The 15197-nt window shown below is 67.8% G+C and carries 16 protein-coding genes and 1 pseudogene; 10 read left to right on the top strand and 7 right to left on the bottom strand.

What is annotated here, in order from left to right; genetic code table 11:
* Positions 1–53: 53 nt before the first annotated feature.
* Positions 54–362: a hypothetical protein gene (locus ACFYMC_RS13335; protein ID WP_388523271.1), complete on the bottom strand. Its 309-nt coding sequence runs from the start codon at positions 360–362 to the stop codon at positions 54–56.
* Between the two features lie 428 nt (positions 363–790).
* Here ACFYMC_RS13335 and ACFYMC_RS13330 point away from each other — a divergent pair, with 428 nt between their 5' ends.
* Both ACFYMC_RS13330 and ACFYMC_RS13325 read left to right on the top strand, forming a co-directional pair.
* The gene (locus ACFYMC_RS13330; protein WP_388523268.1) at positions 791–1318 is read left to right on the top strand and encodes a hypothetical protein; all 528 of its coding nucleotides are present in this window, start codon (positions 791–793) and stop codon (positions 1316–1318) included.
* A 264-nt stretch (positions 1319–1582) separates the two neighbouring features.
* Positions 1583–1866, top strand: a pseudogene (locus ACFYMC_RS13325) (site-specific integrase); the annotation flags it as partial.
* 221 nt (positions 1867–2087) lie between these two features.
* On the opposite strand, the gene ACFYMC_RS13320 reads toward ACFYMC_RS13325, so the two are convergent.
* The 4 genes from ACFYMC_RS13320 to ACFYMC_RS13305 form a co-directional block, all read right to left on the bottom strand.
* Positions 2088–2609 (bottom strand): hypothetical protein, encoded by a 522-nt coding sequence (locus ACFYMC_RS13320; RefSeq protein WP_388523266.1) that lies wholly within the window; start codon positions 2607–2609, stop codon positions 2088–2090.
* A 16-nt stretch (positions 2610–2625) separates the two neighbouring features.
* Positions 2626–3912 (bottom strand): NucA/NucB deoxyribonuclease domain-containing protein, encoded by a 1287-nt coding sequence (locus tag ACFYMC_RS13315; protein ID WP_388523263.1) that lies wholly within the window; start codon positions 3910–3912, stop codon positions 2626–2628.
* Between the two features lie 55 nt (positions 3913–3967).
* Positions 3968–5119, bottom strand: coding sequence for a hypothetical protein (locus ACFYMC_RS13310; RefSeq protein ID WP_388523260.1), 1152 nt, complete (start codon positions 5117–5119; stop codon positions 3968–3970).
* A 368-nt stretch (positions 5120–5487) separates the two neighbouring features.
* Positions 5488–6582, bottom strand: coding sequence for a serine hydrolase domain-containing protein (locus ACFYMC_RS13305; protein ID WP_388523257.1), 1095 nt, complete (start codon positions 6580–6582; stop codon positions 5488–5490).
* Here ACFYMC_RS13305 and ACFYMC_RS13300 point away from each other — a divergent pair.
* From ACFYMC_RS13300 to ACFYMC_RS13290, 3 genes are all read left to right on the top strand, one after another.
* The gene (locus tag ACFYMC_RS13300; protein ID WP_388523254.1) at positions 6548–7159 is read left to right on the top strand and encodes an HNH endonuclease; all 612 of its coding nucleotides are present in this window, start codon (positions 6548–6550) and stop codon (positions 7157–7159) included. The two genes, ACFYMC_RS13305 and ACFYMC_RS13300, sit on opposite strands and share 35 nt — an antisense overlap.
* 418 nt (positions 7160–7577) lie before the next feature.
* On the top strand, positions 7578–8024 hold the full coding sequence (locus ACFYMC_RS13295) for a GntR family transcriptional regulator (protein WP_362266396.1): 447 nt from the start codon (positions 7578–7580) through the stop codon (positions 8022–8024).
* Between the two features lie 11 nt (positions 8025–8035).
* Positions 8036–8605 (top strand): HD domain-containing protein, encoded by a 570-nt coding sequence (locus tag ACFYMC_RS13290; RefSeq protein WP_388523250.1) that lies wholly within the window; start codon positions 8036–8038, stop codon positions 8603–8605.
* On the opposite strand, the gene ACFYMC_RS13285 is transcribed toward ACFYMC_RS13290, so the two are convergent.
* Both ACFYMC_RS13285 and ACFYMC_RS13280 read right to left on the bottom strand, forming a co-directional pair.
* Complete coding sequence (locus tag ACFYMC_RS13285; protein WP_388523247.1) at positions 8593–9066, bottom strand: NUDIX domain-containing protein; 474 nt, start codon at positions 9064–9066, stop codon at positions 8593–8595. The genes ACFYMC_RS13290 and ACFYMC_RS13285 overlap by 13 nt on opposite strands.
* A complete protein-coding gene (locus ACFYMC_RS13280; protein ID WP_388523244.1) occupies positions 9063–9833 on the bottom strand; it encodes an XRE family transcriptional regulator in 771 nt (256 codons plus the stop codon). Before ACFYMC_RS13280 ends, ACFYMC_RS13285 begins: the two co-directional genes overlap by 4 nt.
* A gap of 712 nt (positions 9834–10545) precedes the next feature.
* On the opposite strand from ACFYMC_RS13280, the gene ACFYMC_RS13275 reads away from it, so the two are divergent.
* From ACFYMC_RS13275 to ACFYMC_RS13255, 5 genes are all read left to right on the top strand, one after another.
* On the top strand, positions 10546–10839 hold the full coding sequence (locus ACFYMC_RS13275) for a hypothetical protein (protein WP_388523241.1): 294 nt from the start codon (positions 10546–10548) through the stop codon (positions 10837–10839).
* Positions 10836–11366 (top strand): hypothetical protein, encoded by a 531-nt coding sequence (locus tag ACFYMC_RS13270; protein ID WP_388523238.1) that lies wholly within the window; start codon positions 10836–10838, stop codon positions 11364–11366. The genes ACFYMC_RS13275 and ACFYMC_RS13270 overlap by 4 nt, the downstream gene beginning before the upstream one ends.
* Entirely contained in the window at positions 11363–12340 is a 978-nt protein-coding gene (locus ACFYMC_RS13265; RefSeq protein WP_388523236.1) for a DUF2637 domain-containing protein, read from the top strand. The genes ACFYMC_RS13270 and ACFYMC_RS13265 overlap by 4 nt, the downstream gene beginning before the upstream one ends.
* A gap of 94 nt (positions 12341–12434) precedes the next feature.
* Complete coding sequence (locus ACFYMC_RS13260) at positions 12435–14666, top strand: cell division protein FtsK (RefSeq protein ID WP_388523234.1); 2232 nt, start codon at positions 12435–12437, stop codon at positions 14664–14666.
* A 140-nt stretch (positions 14667–14806) separates the two neighbouring features.
* Positions 14807–15115 (top strand): hypothetical protein, encoded by a 309-nt coding sequence (locus ACFYMC_RS13255; protein WP_388523231.1) that lies wholly within the window; start codon positions 14807–14809, stop codon positions 15113–15115.
* Positions 15116–15197 lie beyond the last annotated feature (82 nt).

Below are 15197 nucleotides of genomic sequence, written 5' to 3'. Positions count from 1 at the left end.
CCGCGAGCAATGGTATCGACAGAGATACTATCGCTGCCGCTACCATTCTTCCCCTATTCGAGTGCGGCGCTCACGACGCCATGGATGCGGGGGAGCGCGCGGAAGGTGTGCCAGTGGACGACGGCGGTGCGGTCGGCGCCGGTCCGGGCTGTCGCGGTGGCCGGGGGCAGCAGCCGCCGGCACGCGACGCCCAGCCCCTCCGCGTCGCCGCTCCGCAGGTGGATGCCGATGACGGAAAAGGTGCCCCGCCCGAGTGCGCCGAGGAGTTCGGCCTCGCGGATCACGATGGCGGAAGACGGTCCGTCCGGCGACGAGTCGGCGAGGGGGCGGTACCAGCCGATCAGTGGCCCCAGATCCGACACGACCCGCAGGGCCCGGGCATGCGGGCCGGGCCGTAGCGGTGACGGTCCTGGAGCAGGAACCCCCGTTCCCGTGCCCATGACCTGGAACTGCGGGAGCGCGAGCCGCGGCAGGGCAGGTGCCACCGATCCCGGGCGCTGAAGACGGTCGGCCAGTTCCCCTACCGAAGGTGGCCCCGGAGGGGACGCCGCGTCCCTCCGCGCCTGGAGCACGCCGGGCACCTCGCGAGATCAGGACCATGGCGGTGAGGGACTCGCCGCAGGCTTTCAAGGATGTCGTACCCCTGTGATCCGCGGATGCCGGGTTGCCCTCAACGCGCTTTCCAACGGTGCGAGTGGCTGTCCGGGGCGTTCGCGGGGGTTCGCGCGGCAGGTCGGTTGGCCGACGCCTTCGGAGTGACCGTTTCCCGCTGGTCATCGTTCTTTGGCATGTGAAGACGACCAAGATGATCCGTGTTGTAGCTGCCGTCTGCGTGACGGTGGCCGCAACGACAGCCGCGGCTCCCTCGCACTCCGCTTCCGTAGCACCTGCCGCTCGACAGGCCGCCGACGAAACCTGCACCCCGAAGACGGACAGCTACAGTTCCGACCAATGGACCTCAGCGCGTTGGCAGGCCTGTCTCGGTACCTACGGCGGGCCTCATGGTTCCTTCCAGGCGAAATGCTGGCGTGGACAGACCATCGGCTGGAGCCAGATGAACTGCCACGTATCAGGGCAGTTCGAGATCCGTGACGGGCAAGGGAACCCGGTGAAGAGCGGTGGTTTCGGTCTGGTCTACAACGGGCTGATCGACGAGCCCACCGTGACCACCAACGCGTTCCGCTTCAACTGCGACGGAAGGAGTCATGGTCAGTTCACTTTCAAGACCTTCAACACCAAAGCGAAACTGACGGGACGCTACAGCCACTACAAAGCCGCCGACATCCCCGACGCCACAGTCACGCATCCCCTGTGCTGAACGGCCCATCGTGCTCCCGGCCCTGTGATTCTCTGGGCTGCCGTCCTGTCGAGCGCGCGCCCTACCCGCACAGGGCTGAGCCTGCGAGACCCGAAGTTGCCTTGCCGCTGACGCTAAGAGGGTGGGGTGACAGCGGGCGTCGGTGGTGCTACATCCTCTCTCAGATCCTCAGGATCCGGTGTCTCGTGTGTTCAGGATTCGGGGTCAAGGCCCCTTCGAGACTGACCCCAACCAGCACCCACGGCCGAGATGCCCGACAAGGGACTGAGCCCGAACACGGACTGTCGCGACTGGAAGCGGCTGCTGGAAGACGCGGGGGTTCGCAACGCCCGGCACACGGCCGCCCACCGTGCTCATGCTGCTCGGCGTCCCGGATCGCGTCAACGACCAGATCATGGGGTGGGAACCGGGGACGTCGCCCCGGATGCGGGCCCGATACCTGCATGGGCCGGACGCCATGCTCAAGGACATGGGCCGGAAGATCGCCGAAGCCATCTGGGACCCCGGAGACAGTCCCTATGGACAAAGACCAGGACAACGAGGTCTGAGGAACGTCGAAGTGCCCGGTGAGGCACTGGCGGAGGATACGAGATTCGATCTCGTGAGGGGTTGCCCCCAACACGCTTTCCAGATGTTCGTACGCCCGTCTGGCAGGGGCCGCATGCGTCCTGACCTGCGGCGGAGCGATCGAGGTGGCCTTGTCCGAACAGCCCTGGACGGGGCTGAATGAGACCAGAACTGAGACCAGAACTGAGACCAGGCGGCCTGTTCAGGAAGCGTTGTCCGCCGGTGCGAGCTCCCGGGTGAAGGCCAGGTCGAGGGTGTAGTGCTCCTCGGCGGGGCAGTCTTCCCAGGCTTCGTCGAGGTCAAAGTCCTCGTCGTCTTCCGGCTGGGACAGGACCTGGTTGTAGTAGTCGGCGGTGGCTTGCCGGCCGGTCCACCACGCGTGGCCCTCGTAGACGCCTGGGCGCGGGAGCTCCGTGTCGCCTGCCGGGCCCATGGTGAGCTGGTTGACCACGAGCATTCCGGTCGGGGACTCCAGGGTGACGGGCACATACCCCTCTGCGTCGGTGGGCGGGGCCGGCGGAGCGTCCCAGACCCGGATGGTGACGGTGGCGTCGATGACCGGCTGGATGCTGAGGAAGTACAGGTGGCGGCCGTCCCCGCCCACCACTTGTTCCTTGGCTGCTTCCCATGCGTCATCGCCGCCGAGGTAGGCATCGGCGTCGTAGACCTGCACGACGCGGCGGTCCGGGGTGGCTTTGACGCTGTACTCGCTCAGGAGCGGCATGGGGACAGCCTTTCGGTCAGTTGGTGATCTTGACGTAGAAGGGGTCGTCGTCGAGCACTCGGTTCGTGGTGTACATGGTGTTGATGCGGCGGCCTCCTTCCCCGTTGTCGCCCCCGTCTATCAGGCGGACGGAGAATCGGTTGTCACCCTTCTTCGAGCCCTCTTTGGTGCTCGCGAAGGGGTACTCGTCGCACTCGAGACCAGTGTGGCTGTAGTCGCCCCACACCTTCTTGCACTCACTGATCGACTTCTTGCGCTGGTCCTTCTGCTTGGTGGCGTCGACCAGCCGGTGCAGCGGTTCCTTGTCGCCTGGCACGCTCTTCCCCGCGAAGGACGGGAAGGTGAGGTAGGGCCGCTTCAGGGCGTCGTAGATGTGCTGCGTGCTCTCTTTGATCTTCGGGTCCTTGCGGCTGAGTATCAGCTCCACGCGAGCCTGCGTGAAGACGGTGCCCTTGTACTTGCCGCCGACCGGGCCGGCGTAGTCGAACCGGACGTTGGAGTAATGGGCGTTGGGCTGGGAGTAGGGACTCGCGTTCGGTGAGTCGGCGGTCACGTCCAGGGAGATCGTGCTGAGGACGCGCTGTTGATTGCCTCGCGCGTACAGGGGGCCCTTGTCCGGCGATGTGTACGTGAGCGTCCACCTCGGATCTCGGTCCCAGACTCCGAGCAGCTCGTCGCGTTCCTTGACCGCAGGAGCGTCGACCCTCGGATCGGGGTCGCTCCCACTGGCATAAATGTCGTGACGCAGGTGCTGCCCGACCCGCCACTTGGTCGCGTCCTCGCCGGCCACTGTCTGCACCCGTATGTTCTCGATGCTGGTGGCGTACTTCACGCGGCGCTCACCATCGGAGGCGAACCCGAGTGTCCACATGTCGAACCACAGGCGCCCGATGGCCCTGGTACCCCGAACGTCGCGCAGCACCAGGTCGTAGGGCCGCTTCTGGCAGCTGGTGAAGCGGGTGGCTATCCAGCCTCTGGGATGTTTGGCCGAACCCGTGTGGAGGGCGCACTTCTTGCGCAGCTCCGTCTCGCTGGAGGCGGCGGAAGGAACCGGTGCCGGCGCCGAAGTCATGTCGCGGTGCTGGACTTTGGCGTACTCGGCGAACGGCACCGGCCTGTTGAGCCCACGGAGCAGGGCGGGGGGCAGCGCCGACGCGTCGACGAATGCCTGAGGCGCGGATGACTGGCTGGCGTCCGACGCCGGAGTCGGACTGGCGGCGGCCGGGGCTGTGATCAGAGCGGCCAGCGCCGCTGCGGCGGCGAAGCTGCGGACAAAGGAGCTGGTCAGAGGGCGTCGGCTCATCGAGGGCTCGTCCTTCGAGAGAGGCGTATGGCTGGATGCGAAAGGGCGGGAGGCGTCACGAGTCGCACATGCGTCCCCAGCACGCATCCACCAGCGCGCCGGTCCTGGCCGAGTAATGCGCGGTGAAGCCACGGAACATGCGGCCGACATCGCGCAGGCCACGGGTCGGTGCGGTCGAGGTGACTGTCCACGTGGACTCTGAGCCGGCGAGTGCGTAGCTGCCGATCGGAGCGGTGACGGTGACTGCGCTCGGTGCGACCCCGAAGGCTGAAGCGGCATCGGCACGCACCATGGAAGGCGTCGCTGCGCCAGCGCTCGACCCGAGCGGGCCCGCAGCCCACGAAGATGCCTGGTTGGCGCGGAGCGCTGCCTCGTTGCAGACGCGGGCTGTCATCACGCACTCGGACAGGCCGGGAACCGTCTCAAGACAGCTGTTTGGGCTCTGCTCCAGGCAAGTCCGCAGCGCGCCCTGGTCGACTCCGTTGAACGTCCCGCGGGGCCGTCCCGAGACGACTGTGGTGACGGCATCGGTCTGTGACGCTGAGAGGGTGCTCGGCTTCCGGGGCTTGCTCACCGTCCACTGCGTGAAGGCGGTGCCGCCGGTGAGCCGGCTGCTGAAGCAGTACGGAGGCTTCTGCGCCGCGCTGCAAACGGGGAGCGAGACCACCCTGGCGGTGTTCTGGGAGGCGACGCGCTGCCAGTTCTTGTTCTCGGTCATGAACTGCATGCGGTTGGCGATGGCGGGAACGTTCGTGAACTGAGGTCCGGTCACCTCCAGGCCGATGTCGATGCGGTTGGAATTCCCGCGAGGCACCTTGTACTGGCTGCTGGTCTGGCCGACCTTGTTGAAGTCGTAGAGGACGTCCCACTGGTTGCCGCTGCTCTGGCGGACAGCCATGTAGGTGTGGGTGCGGCCGTCCGGCTTTGTGGGATTGATGCCGGCGGTGATCGCCTTGGTGCGACCGCCGGATGCGGTCAGCTCGAACCAGCTCGGGCCGTACTTCTGCGTGGTCCGCCCGGTCTTCGCCGCGTACAGGCCGATCTCGATCCACCTCGGCGCAGACTCCTCGGTGTTGGGAGTGATGCGCAGGTAGTTCGCGGCCTGCACCGTGGCCGAGCTGGGGTCTACGGCATCGAAGGTGATCGGAACGTTTCTCCAAGTTCCGAAGCCTCCGATCATCGGCTCACCGGGCTGGCTGCAGGTCATGGCCCAGAACGTGATTCGTGCGCTGTAGTCGAGGCTGCACGAGTAGTTCGGAGCCGACGCGCTGGCCGGCGCTGACGGCACGAGCAGGGCTGTGGCCGTGGCGCAGATCAGCGCCGCGAGCCTTGAACGCAGGCGCGACAAGGTCCCCCCTGAAAACGATCATGGTGTGGTCGTCAGGAACCTACCCCCCTCCGCCAGGCGAAAGTGTGGTTGTACGCGTAGTCGGCTGGATGCGTGCGCTTGGGCAGAAATCGACGCCAAGCCCTGCCTCGTCGACAGTCAGTGCCTGCAGGCAGCCATACGCTCAGTCGCCTGAACGGCAACCGGCGGCGTGTGAGGGGAGCGCCTCGCCCCTGCCCAGCCCTTGATCACGCTGATTTCGCGAGCGACTTCCGGACAGTTTCGGTCAGCAAAGCCGCGCGGGCATCGTCCGAGCCGCTGACGATGTGGTTCATGACGTAGCCGAAGGCGATGCCCTGTGCGGGGTCGGCGAAGCCGAGCGAGCCGCCGCGGCCGGTGTGGCCGAAGGCGTTCGGGCCGGTCATGAGGTTGCCCTCCGTGGGCAGCATGAATCCGGTGCTGAATCGGCTCGGGATCACCATGACCTGGTCCTGGCCGTTGGCTTGCTCCTGGATCGCCGCGGACAGGGTCTCCTCGGCGAGCAGGCGTACGCCGTCTACCTCGCCGATCAGCGCGGCGTACATGCGCGCGAGGGCCCGTGCGGTGCCGATGCCGTTGGAGGACGGGAGTTCCGCGGCCCGCACCTCGGGGGAGTCGAAGTCGATCGCGGCCGGGTCGGTGACGGCGAACGCTCGGTTGCTGAAGGAGTTCGGGTCCCGCCAAGCGGCGACCTGTTCGCGGAGCTCCTCGGGGACCGACTCGGCCGGCACCGTCGTAAGGTCTACGGCCGGTCGCCGGTACACCATGCGGCTGACCCGGTCGTGCTGGCTCGCCGGCAGGCCGATGAAGAAGTCCAGTCCGAGGGGGCGCGCGATCTCGTCGGCGAAGAAGCGGCCTGGTGAGCGGCCGGAGGCCCGGAGGATCACTTCGCCGACCAGCCAGCCCCAGGTTCGGCCGTGGTACCCGTGTGCGGTGCCCGGAGTCCACTGGGGTCGCTGTGCCGCCAGGGCTACTGCCATGGGCTCCCAGGACAGTGCCTCTGCCAGCGGCAGCGGTTGGTCCAGGGCGACCAGGCCGGCCTGGTGGGACAGGAGCCAGCGGACGGGGATGTCCGCCTTGCCGTTCGCTGCGAACTCCGGCCAGTACTTCGCCACCGGCGCGTCAAGGTCCAGCAGTCCGCGCTCGACCAGCATGTGTGCCGCGGTCGCGGTGGCTCCTTTGGTCGCCGAGTAGACCAGTTGCAGGGTGTCCCGTGTCCACGGACGGCCGGTCTCGGGGTCTGCGACGCCACCCCACAGGTACCGGGACGTGTACCGGCCGGTGCGCGAGGCGTTGGAGGACATGGCGCCCGGTGTGGACTGCTGCATGTACTGCGGCAATCACCTGGCGGACACGGTGGACCACTTCGTCCCCAAATCCCGATGCGCCCTGCGGACCTTCTACTGGCCAAACCTCCTGCTGGCCTGCTCCACCTGCAACACACGCTTCAAGGGCAACAAGCACCGCGGCGACGGCCTTGTCGGTTCTCTCCTCATCGACCCGACCCGCGAGGACCCCTTCGAGCACCTGGACCTGGGGCTCGCCAGCGGCGTCTATCGACCGGTCGAGGGTTCGCCGAAGGGCGAGTGGACGATCAAGGTCTGCGGCCTGAACGAGGGGAAGCGTCCACGGGTCCGTGCCGAAGCCTGGCTGAACCTGGCCGACGACCTGCGGGGCTGGGCCCAGGCCCGGGCCGTCGGCGATGTCAGGAACATGCGCCGCAAGATCTACCGCATGCGCACCCAGCCGTTCGCCGACGTCTGTTACGCGGCGCTGCACAAGGCCGTGTCCGAGGAGGCACCCCACGTCTTCGCGGTCGAGGAGCCGGGCGTCCTGGATCTTCTGCGGGACGACGAGCTGCGGGCCGCCTTCCAGGCGTAAGCCGTCGGGCTGAACGTCGCCGCGACGGGCACCCACAAACAACTGAGACCAAAACTGAGACCACACGACGACGAAGGGTCCGACCGCTGAGCGGTCGGACCCTTCGTTTGCCCTGATGGGCGGCTGCGGAGGATACGAGATTCGAACTCGTGAGGGGTTGCCCCCAACACGCTTTCCAAGTCTGTTGGTGCAGGTCAGGGCCATATTCGCAAGCGTCCGCCTGTGTTCAGGGCCGTTCTCGGGCCCCGGAAAACCCGCAGTGCGTACGGACGTGAACGCCGACGGACGGGGCTGAATGAGACGGAAACTGAGACGGAGCGGCCAGGCGGGGCACGGTCCCGTGAACGGCCATGACGAGATGCCGGACGGCCGTGGGAGGCTTGGCAGGGAGCGAGAGAGTGAGCCGAGGGGAGCCCAAGTGACAGAGGCCAGTCCGCGCGGAACCTACCTGGTCATCGCGGAGGCGCTGCGGCAGGAGATCGAGGGCGGCCGGCACGGGAGCGGTTTGCCGTCCGAGGCTGACCTCATGCGCGAGCACGGGGTGGCGCGGAACACGATCCGCCGAGCGCTCAAGACGTTGGAAGCTGAGGGCGTGCTGGAGTCTGCGCCGGGTATCGGCTGGCGCGTATCCCAGGGCGGTGACCGCCGCTCGCTCGTTGAACGGATGGTGGCGGTGATCGAAGAGGACTCGTTGGCCGTCGGGGACGCGTATCCGTCGGAGGCGAGGCTTTGCGAGCGATTCGGCGTATCGCGTACCGCTGTCCGCCGAGGGCTCGCGCACATGGAGGGAACGGGCTTGCTCGCCACCGTTCACGGCAAGGGGCGCACAGTGCGCGCTCTCCCGAGTCCTGCGGTAGGGCCGTAGCCTTGGCCACCATGGGACTGACTGAGTGGGCGTACTCGCTATCTGAATCGCTGCTGGCCGAGCCGCTGCCCCGGAGGTGGGCGCATTCCCTTGGTGTCGCGAAGCGGGCCCGCTCCCTGGCTCCGACCCTTGGCGACGACGCGGAGCTTCTCGAAGCAGCCGCGGTGCTGCATGACATCGGGTACTCGCCGGAGATCGCGCTCACGGGATTCCATCCGCTCGACGGGGCCCGCTTCCTCCGTGATCAGAAAGGGGCAGACGAACGGGTCGTCCGTCTCGTGGCGCACCACTCCTGTGCCCTCCTGGAGGCGGAGGAGCGAGGGCTCCGGCACGAGCTGGAGACCGAGTTCGAGCTTGAGCGTCCTGACCTTGTGGACGCCCTGCTCTTCTGCGACATGACGACGACCCCGGACGGCACGCATACCGCGCCGGCCGACCGCCTTAACGAAATCGTGCAGCGGTATGGGCCTGAGACGATCGTCGGCCGCTTCATCCAGCGCGCGGCGCCGGAGATCCACGCAGCGGCGCGACGTGTGGAGGGGCGCCTCGTCCGGGCGCAGACCGCAGATCAGCCGATGTAGGGCTCATGGCGAGTCTCGTCCAGGCCGTGTGTGATGCGCAGCCGCATGGACGGATGGATGTCCAGGTCATCGAGGTTCGCCGGGTCGACCCAGCGGACCTCTTTGGATTCGCTGCTCGTACGCAGGGTGCCGCCCGTGGGGTGCGCTCGGAAGCAGATGGAGAACTGCTGTCGGACTTCTCCGTCGTCGTACGCGAGGACGTGCTGAGGGTCTGTGTAGAGGCCCGAGACGCTGTCAATCTCGACCGTGATTCCCGTCTCCTCAAGCACTTCCCGAACGACGGTGTCGCCGATGCGTTCGCCGATGTCGTGACCGCCTCCGGGGAGTGCCCACAGGTTGTTGTCGGTCTTGTGGATGAGCAGAAGCCGCCCCGCGTCGTCGCGGACGACCGCCGTGACGGAGGGGACCACCGAGTTCGCCTTGGGCGCGTTGGGGTCCCGGAAGTAGTCGATACGGCTCATGCGTGCAGACCTCCGCAGTCGGCGGGAGAGGAGATGGGCCGGGCCGCCTCCCAGACTCGTTCGATGCTCTCAGCGTATGCGTCGAACAGCTCACCTCCGGGAACGCGCTGAAGGTGCAGGACAGGGGCCATGTACGCGCCGACCCCGTACAGGTGGCCGTTGGCGAGCATCTCGTTGTCGGCCCGGTAGAGCGAGTTGTAGAGCGTGGTGCTGTGGAGCCGGAACTCCACTCCGGGAAGTCCGAAGAGCGAGCTGTAGTTGATGAGGGCGTTTCGAATCTTGCTGGCCATGGCTGGCCCGATCCCCTCATCCTCGCCGCGCACCGCCACCGCGGGACTGTCCGGGTCTCCGAGCATGAAGCGGATACGGGTGCCGGCCGCTGACTTCTCCTTCACGACTCGGTGGAACGCCGCGTCCTCCGTGAGCCAGAAACCCGAGTACACGAGCACGTCGAACGACTCCTTGGCCTGCGCGTAGAGCTGGGGCCAAAGACGGTTGGGGACGACGGACCGGTGCGGGTACAGCTTGATCAGCTCAGCGTTTCCGGCCTCGGTGACCTCTGATGACGTGCGCTCTTCGGGCCAGAGGTAGGAGACATCGCACTGAAGGAGCGAGGCCGTGGCGTACTGAAAGCGCCGGTAGGGCTTGCGGTTCGGTTCGTTGATCCAGCGCTCCACCGTCTTCGCCGACACCCCGAGCCGCTGCGCTACTTGATCGAGCGTCAGGCCACTCTCAACGATCGCTCCGCGAAGTTTCTCGTTGGCCATGCCGAACTCTCCCCCGAGTGGGACGACTTGGTACGACTTCACCGTACCGAAGTCGTGCGCAGGTCGTACATGTGCGGAGTCGATCGTCTTCGCTGCTGAAGCCAATCTGTAGGTACATCGCAGCGAGCGGCTCGCAGGAACCCAAAAAGTCGAAGGGCTTGACGGAGCGAACCTCTCTCTGCATGATGAGGAACACGTAATACATGTTCCTCTTCCGGTCGTCACGTACGACCCGGCGGAGGCGCAACAACTGGACAGTGATCGTGCGGGGCTGACGCGAGAGCGGCGGTCACGGTAGGTGCCTAGGGCGAGGGTCCGGGGGCAAACCGCTGTGATGGACGTGGCTCTCCCCCTACGCGCTTGGCAGCGCCACCCGGATCTTCGGGTGTGGGGAAGTACAGCGGGGCCCCAACGCACGTGGCGGCAAGAGTGAGACCGCCCCCGCGTCGGCCGGGTGATGTCGACGGCGGCAATGCCACGCCCATCAGCTCCGGAGAACACCCCGCCTTGATGGTGGGTGCCGCCTGGTGGGTGCCGCCCTGCTGGCGTCAGAGCAGTGACGATGACGTGTTTCACCGCCTCGATGGTCGAAGGCCGGGTTCGACTCCCGGTCGAGGCACTCTCCATTCCGCCCGGGGCGGGCGCCATCTCTTCCACAAGCCGCGCCCGTCCCGGTGTCTCTCCCATCCCTCCAGTGATCAGGAGTTCCGTCATGCGTTCGTACATCAGCGGCCACCAGGCCGTGACCCCCGCCGACTTCGTCGAACTGGCCCTTGGCACCCCGGTTGAGCTGTGGCTGGGAGTGAAGGGCGAGAGCGAGATGGAGCGAGCGGCCCGCCTGGACGCGGCCCGCGACATCCTCGCCGACGACCCCGGCATGCCGGACGACGCGATCCGCATCGCCGCCGCGGCGATCGAGGAGCACGCCGCGGAGCTGTTCAACGTCGTCCCGCTCGCCCGGCCCGTCGCCTGTACCCGTCTGGTCCGGAAGGGGGCGGCGGCATGATCCGCATCGTCACCAAGAAGCGCCTCGCGCTGATGGAGGCCGACAGGCAGGCCGCGTTCGAGCGGGCCCGCCAGGCGACCGACGCCAAGAAGGAGGCGTCCGGCCGGCACATCAAGGAGCTGTTCGCCGTCACCGACCGCGCGGAGCGTGCGGAGAAGACCGCGGACGAGGTCGGCAAGCTCCTTGCCAGGGCCCTGGACGAACTGAGCGCGGCTCAGGAAGACCTTCTGCTGAAGGACATCGAGCTGCGGCGCCTGCGCGAGGACCTCACCAAGGCACTCGTACCGGCCCGGCAGGTGTTCGTGCTCGTGCACTACGGCACCCCGGTCATGGTCTACCGCAGCGTTCAGGACGCGTACGCCGACACCGCCACCCACGGCGTCTCCGACGACCGCGGATGGGGTCCGGCCCGGCGGTTCTGGGCGGATGCGGAATGGCTGCTGTCGACGTTCACGTACGACGCCGCGGCGCGCGGCTTCCGCGGCTCGCTGACCCCGCTCGCGGAACCGGTCGGGGGTGCGGCGTGAACGCTGTTCATATCCGTTCAGCCGAAAGGGCTCTGTCGGTCGGCACGTGGCTGATCGTGTTCGGGGCGATGCTCTTCTCCGTCCTCACGGTCACGCCGCTGATGGCTAGGCACACCGCCGACGCGTGGGACTGGACAGCCCCGATCCTGCCTCTCGTGGTCGACGCGGCCGTGGTCATCGTGGTCAAGCTTGATGACGTGCTGGCCCGCCTCGGAGGGCACGGCGGACGCTGGCCCGTGGTGCTGCGCTGGATGACCGGTCTGATGACGCTGGCGCTCAACACTGCCGACTCCGCGCTGAAGAAAGACCTGGTCGGCATGTCCGTCCACGCCGTGGCGCCCCTCCTGCTCATCGTCACGGCCGAGACCGGTCTTGCCTACCGGCGGGCCATCGCACGCGCCGTCAGCGACCTGGAAGCCCGGCAGAAAGCCGAGCGCGAGGAGCGGGAGCGGGCGGCCCGCGAGCGTGCCGAGCGGGCCCGTACGGAGGCCCGTGAGGAGCGCGAGCACGCGGAGCGGCTGGCGCGTGAACAGCGCGACCACGAAGCGAACCTGGCCCGCGAACAGGTCGAGCGGGAAGAGCGGCAGCGCCGCGAGGAGCGTGAAGCCCGTGAGCGGTCCGAGGCTGCCGAGCGAGAGGCTCGTGAACGCCGTGAACGCGAGCATGAACAGCGTGAACGCGAGCGTGAGACGCGTGAACGCCAGGCCCGCGAGCGTGCCGAAGCGGAACAGCGCGAGCGCGCTCAGGCCGTTGAGCGTGAACGCCGTGAACTCCTGAGCCGGGGTCCCGCTGAGAGCAAGCTACCCGAGGACGAAGCGCGCCGGATCGTGGCCGCCGCGTTCACGGCGAGCTTGCCCGTGCGCCAGGCGGCGGAGCTGTCCGGCTGGTCGGTCGGCTGGGTTTCCACCCGCTACGCCGAGCACCGCGAGCCCGACGCGGGCCAGCGCGCTGGTCTCGCCATTGCGAGCCAGTGACCGCCGTCTTTGACCACCTGCCTCGGGGTTCGGCCGCTCACCTTCCACCGCGGCGGCCGACCCCCTACAACTCTCCTGAAGGAGCACCTTCAGCATGACCGAGATCAACGTGTCCGGTCCGCCCACCGAGGCGCCGGAAGAGGAAAAGTCCGCGTCCGTCCTGCCGTTCAAGCTCAAGAAGGCCCCCGCCCCGGCGACCGTCGAGCACGCGCCGGCACCGGAGGTGAAGCCGGGCGAGTGGGTGGCCGAACTCCCCGACACCGAGGACCCCGAGGCCGAAGGACTCACCGAGGGCGCCAGCGTCGACCCGCCCAAAGAGACGTACCCGCCGTCCATCACCGAGTGGATGCAGGAGCGCGACAAGGTCCGCCAGCCCGTCTTCCCCGAGTGGGTGAAGCTTCCTGACCAGCGCACAGCCGTCCGTAAGTGGGCAGTGCGGCACTACTCCACGATGCTCGGCTACCACGCCTGGCGCCTGCCGTGCGTCTACACGCCCAAGCTGGTCGCCTACAGCCCGCGCGGTGCCTGGCGCTGGTCGTCGGCCGTCGGCCGCTGGGTGTTCGACACCGAGGGCCGGGCCCTGCGTCTGGCCTCGGTCCTCGACGAGGACGCGGCGACGTACCTGAAGCTGTCGCGTCAGCGGGACGCCCGGGTACGGATGCGCTCGATCATCGCGACCGTGTCCAGCGCCGTCGGCCTCACGATCGCTCTGTTGCTGTGGGTGATGGCCCCCACCTGGCTGCTCGCCCTGTGCATCGTGACCCTGACCACGGGTTTCGGTCTCGGGGGCACGCCCGCGGACAAGCCGCTCATCGACCGCGCGAAGGTGACGTTCCGCAAGCGCAAGCTGTCCTCGGACATCGTGATCCGCGCCCATGAGGCCGCGAAGCTGACCACGAAGGACCAGACGATCGCGTTCCCGCGGCCGATCGGCCGGGACGGGGACGGCTGGCGCGTGGTCGTCGACCTGCCGTACGGCATGACCTTCGAGGACGCCCTCAAGGCGCACTCGCGCCTCGCGTCCGGCATGGACATCGCCCCCACCCAGCTCTTCATGGACAAGGACGAGACCAGCGGCCGGCGCGTCTCCTACTGGATCGCCGACCGTGACCCGCTCGCCGTCCCGTCCGGGAAGACGCCGCTGCTCGGGGCCACCAGGGTGGACTTCTGGAAGCCCTTCCCCTGGGGCGTCGACGAGCGCGGCAACCCCGTGATGGCCACCATGCTGTGGCTGTCGCTGCTGGTCGGCGCGGTGCCGCGGCAGGGCAAGACGTTCTCCGCCCGCACCATCGCGCTCGCCGCCGCGCTGGACCCGGACGTGCGCCTGATCGTGTTCGACGGCAAGGCGTCTCCGGACTGGCGCTCCTTCGCGAAGGTCGCCCACCGGATCGGCTTCGGCATCGTCCCCCGGGACGGCTTCGACCCGGTCATGCACCTGGTCAACGCCCTGATGGAACTGAAGGCCGATGTGGAGGACCGCTACCACCGGCTGTCCGAACTGCCCCTGCACATCTGCCCGGAGGGCAAGCTGACGCCGGAGATCAGCCGGGACCGGAAGCTGAACATGCCCCTCACGCTCGTGGTGGTCGATGAGGTGCAGGAGTACTTGCAGCACCCCACCCACGGCAAGACCATCCTTGATCTGCTGGTCTACCTCGCCCGGGTCGCGCCGGCGGTCGGGGTGTCGGTCATGAACTCCACGCAGAAGCCCGACGACACCGCGTGCCCGTCGGTGCTGCGTGACCAGCACCAGGCCCGCTTCTCCCTGCGCGTCGGCTCCTACCACGTCTCTGAGGTCGTGCTCGGTGCCGGTTCCTACGGTGAGGGCCTGGACGCGTCCAAGCTGCTCAAGTCCCACAAGGGCGTGGGCCTGCTCAAGGGCATGACGGACGACTCCGGGATCGTGCGCACCTACCTGGCCACCGGCCGGGACGCGGACACCATCCTGGACCGGGCCCGCGCTCTGCGCGAGGACGAGGGCACGCTGTCCGGCGACGCCGTCGGCGAGACCAGCAAGACGCGTAGCGCTGACGCGATCCTCGACGACATCGCCGCCGTCCTCGGACGCAGCGAGGACAAGGTGTGGTCGGAGACCGTCGTCGACCGCCTCGCCGAGTTCGCCCCCGCCGTCTACGGCGAATGGGCGGAGCTGGAGGGCCGGGCCAAGGCCGACCAGCTCGCCGCCGCCCTGAAGCCGTACGGCATCTCCACGGGCCAGGTGTGGGGCAAGACCGAGGACGGCAGGGGCGCCAACCGGCGCGGCATCGAGCGTCAGCACATCATCGACGCCGTTACGCAGCGCAACAAGAAGCGGGGCGACAAGTAGGGCCGAGGGGCCGCTAGGTCTAGCGAGCGAGGTCGCTAGACCTAGCAACCTCGCTAGCGACTCAAAGATGCCCTGATCAGGTCGCTAGCACCTAGCGACCCACCTGCGGAAACCCCGGAAACCTGCCCAGAGAGGCCATCATGCCCCTTCCCCTGCTCGCTAGCGCCCTCATCGTGCTGCTCACACTCGGTTACGCAGGAGTGTGTGCGGTCTCCCCGTGGAAGTCCTGCCGCCGCTGCGAGGGACTCGGCTTCCAGCTCACCTACACCCGCCGCGGCAAGCCCAAGCGCGGCAAGCACTGCCGCCGCTGCGACGGCCACGGCATCCGCATACGCGTCGGGCGTCACCTCTACAACCTGTGGGCCCGCACCTACCGCGCGGGCCGCGCCGCCGACCAGGCCGCCGCCAAGACCACGGGGCCCGCTGCGCGGAAGACGCCGACCGCATGAGGGCGCTCGTTCGCCTCGCGCTCGTGGGTGTCGCCCTCGGTCTGCTGCTGTCCTCCTGCCCCGCCCACTGAAGGGAGCACCG

This window comes from Streptomyces sp. NPDC006879, from assembly GCF_042869595.1.
Classification (GTDB): Bacteria; Actinomycetota; Actinomycetes; order Streptomycetales; family Streptomycetaceae; genus Streptomyces.
Note: the sequence above shows the minus strand (reverse complement) of the source record. Positions and strands in the feature narration are given on the sequence as shown.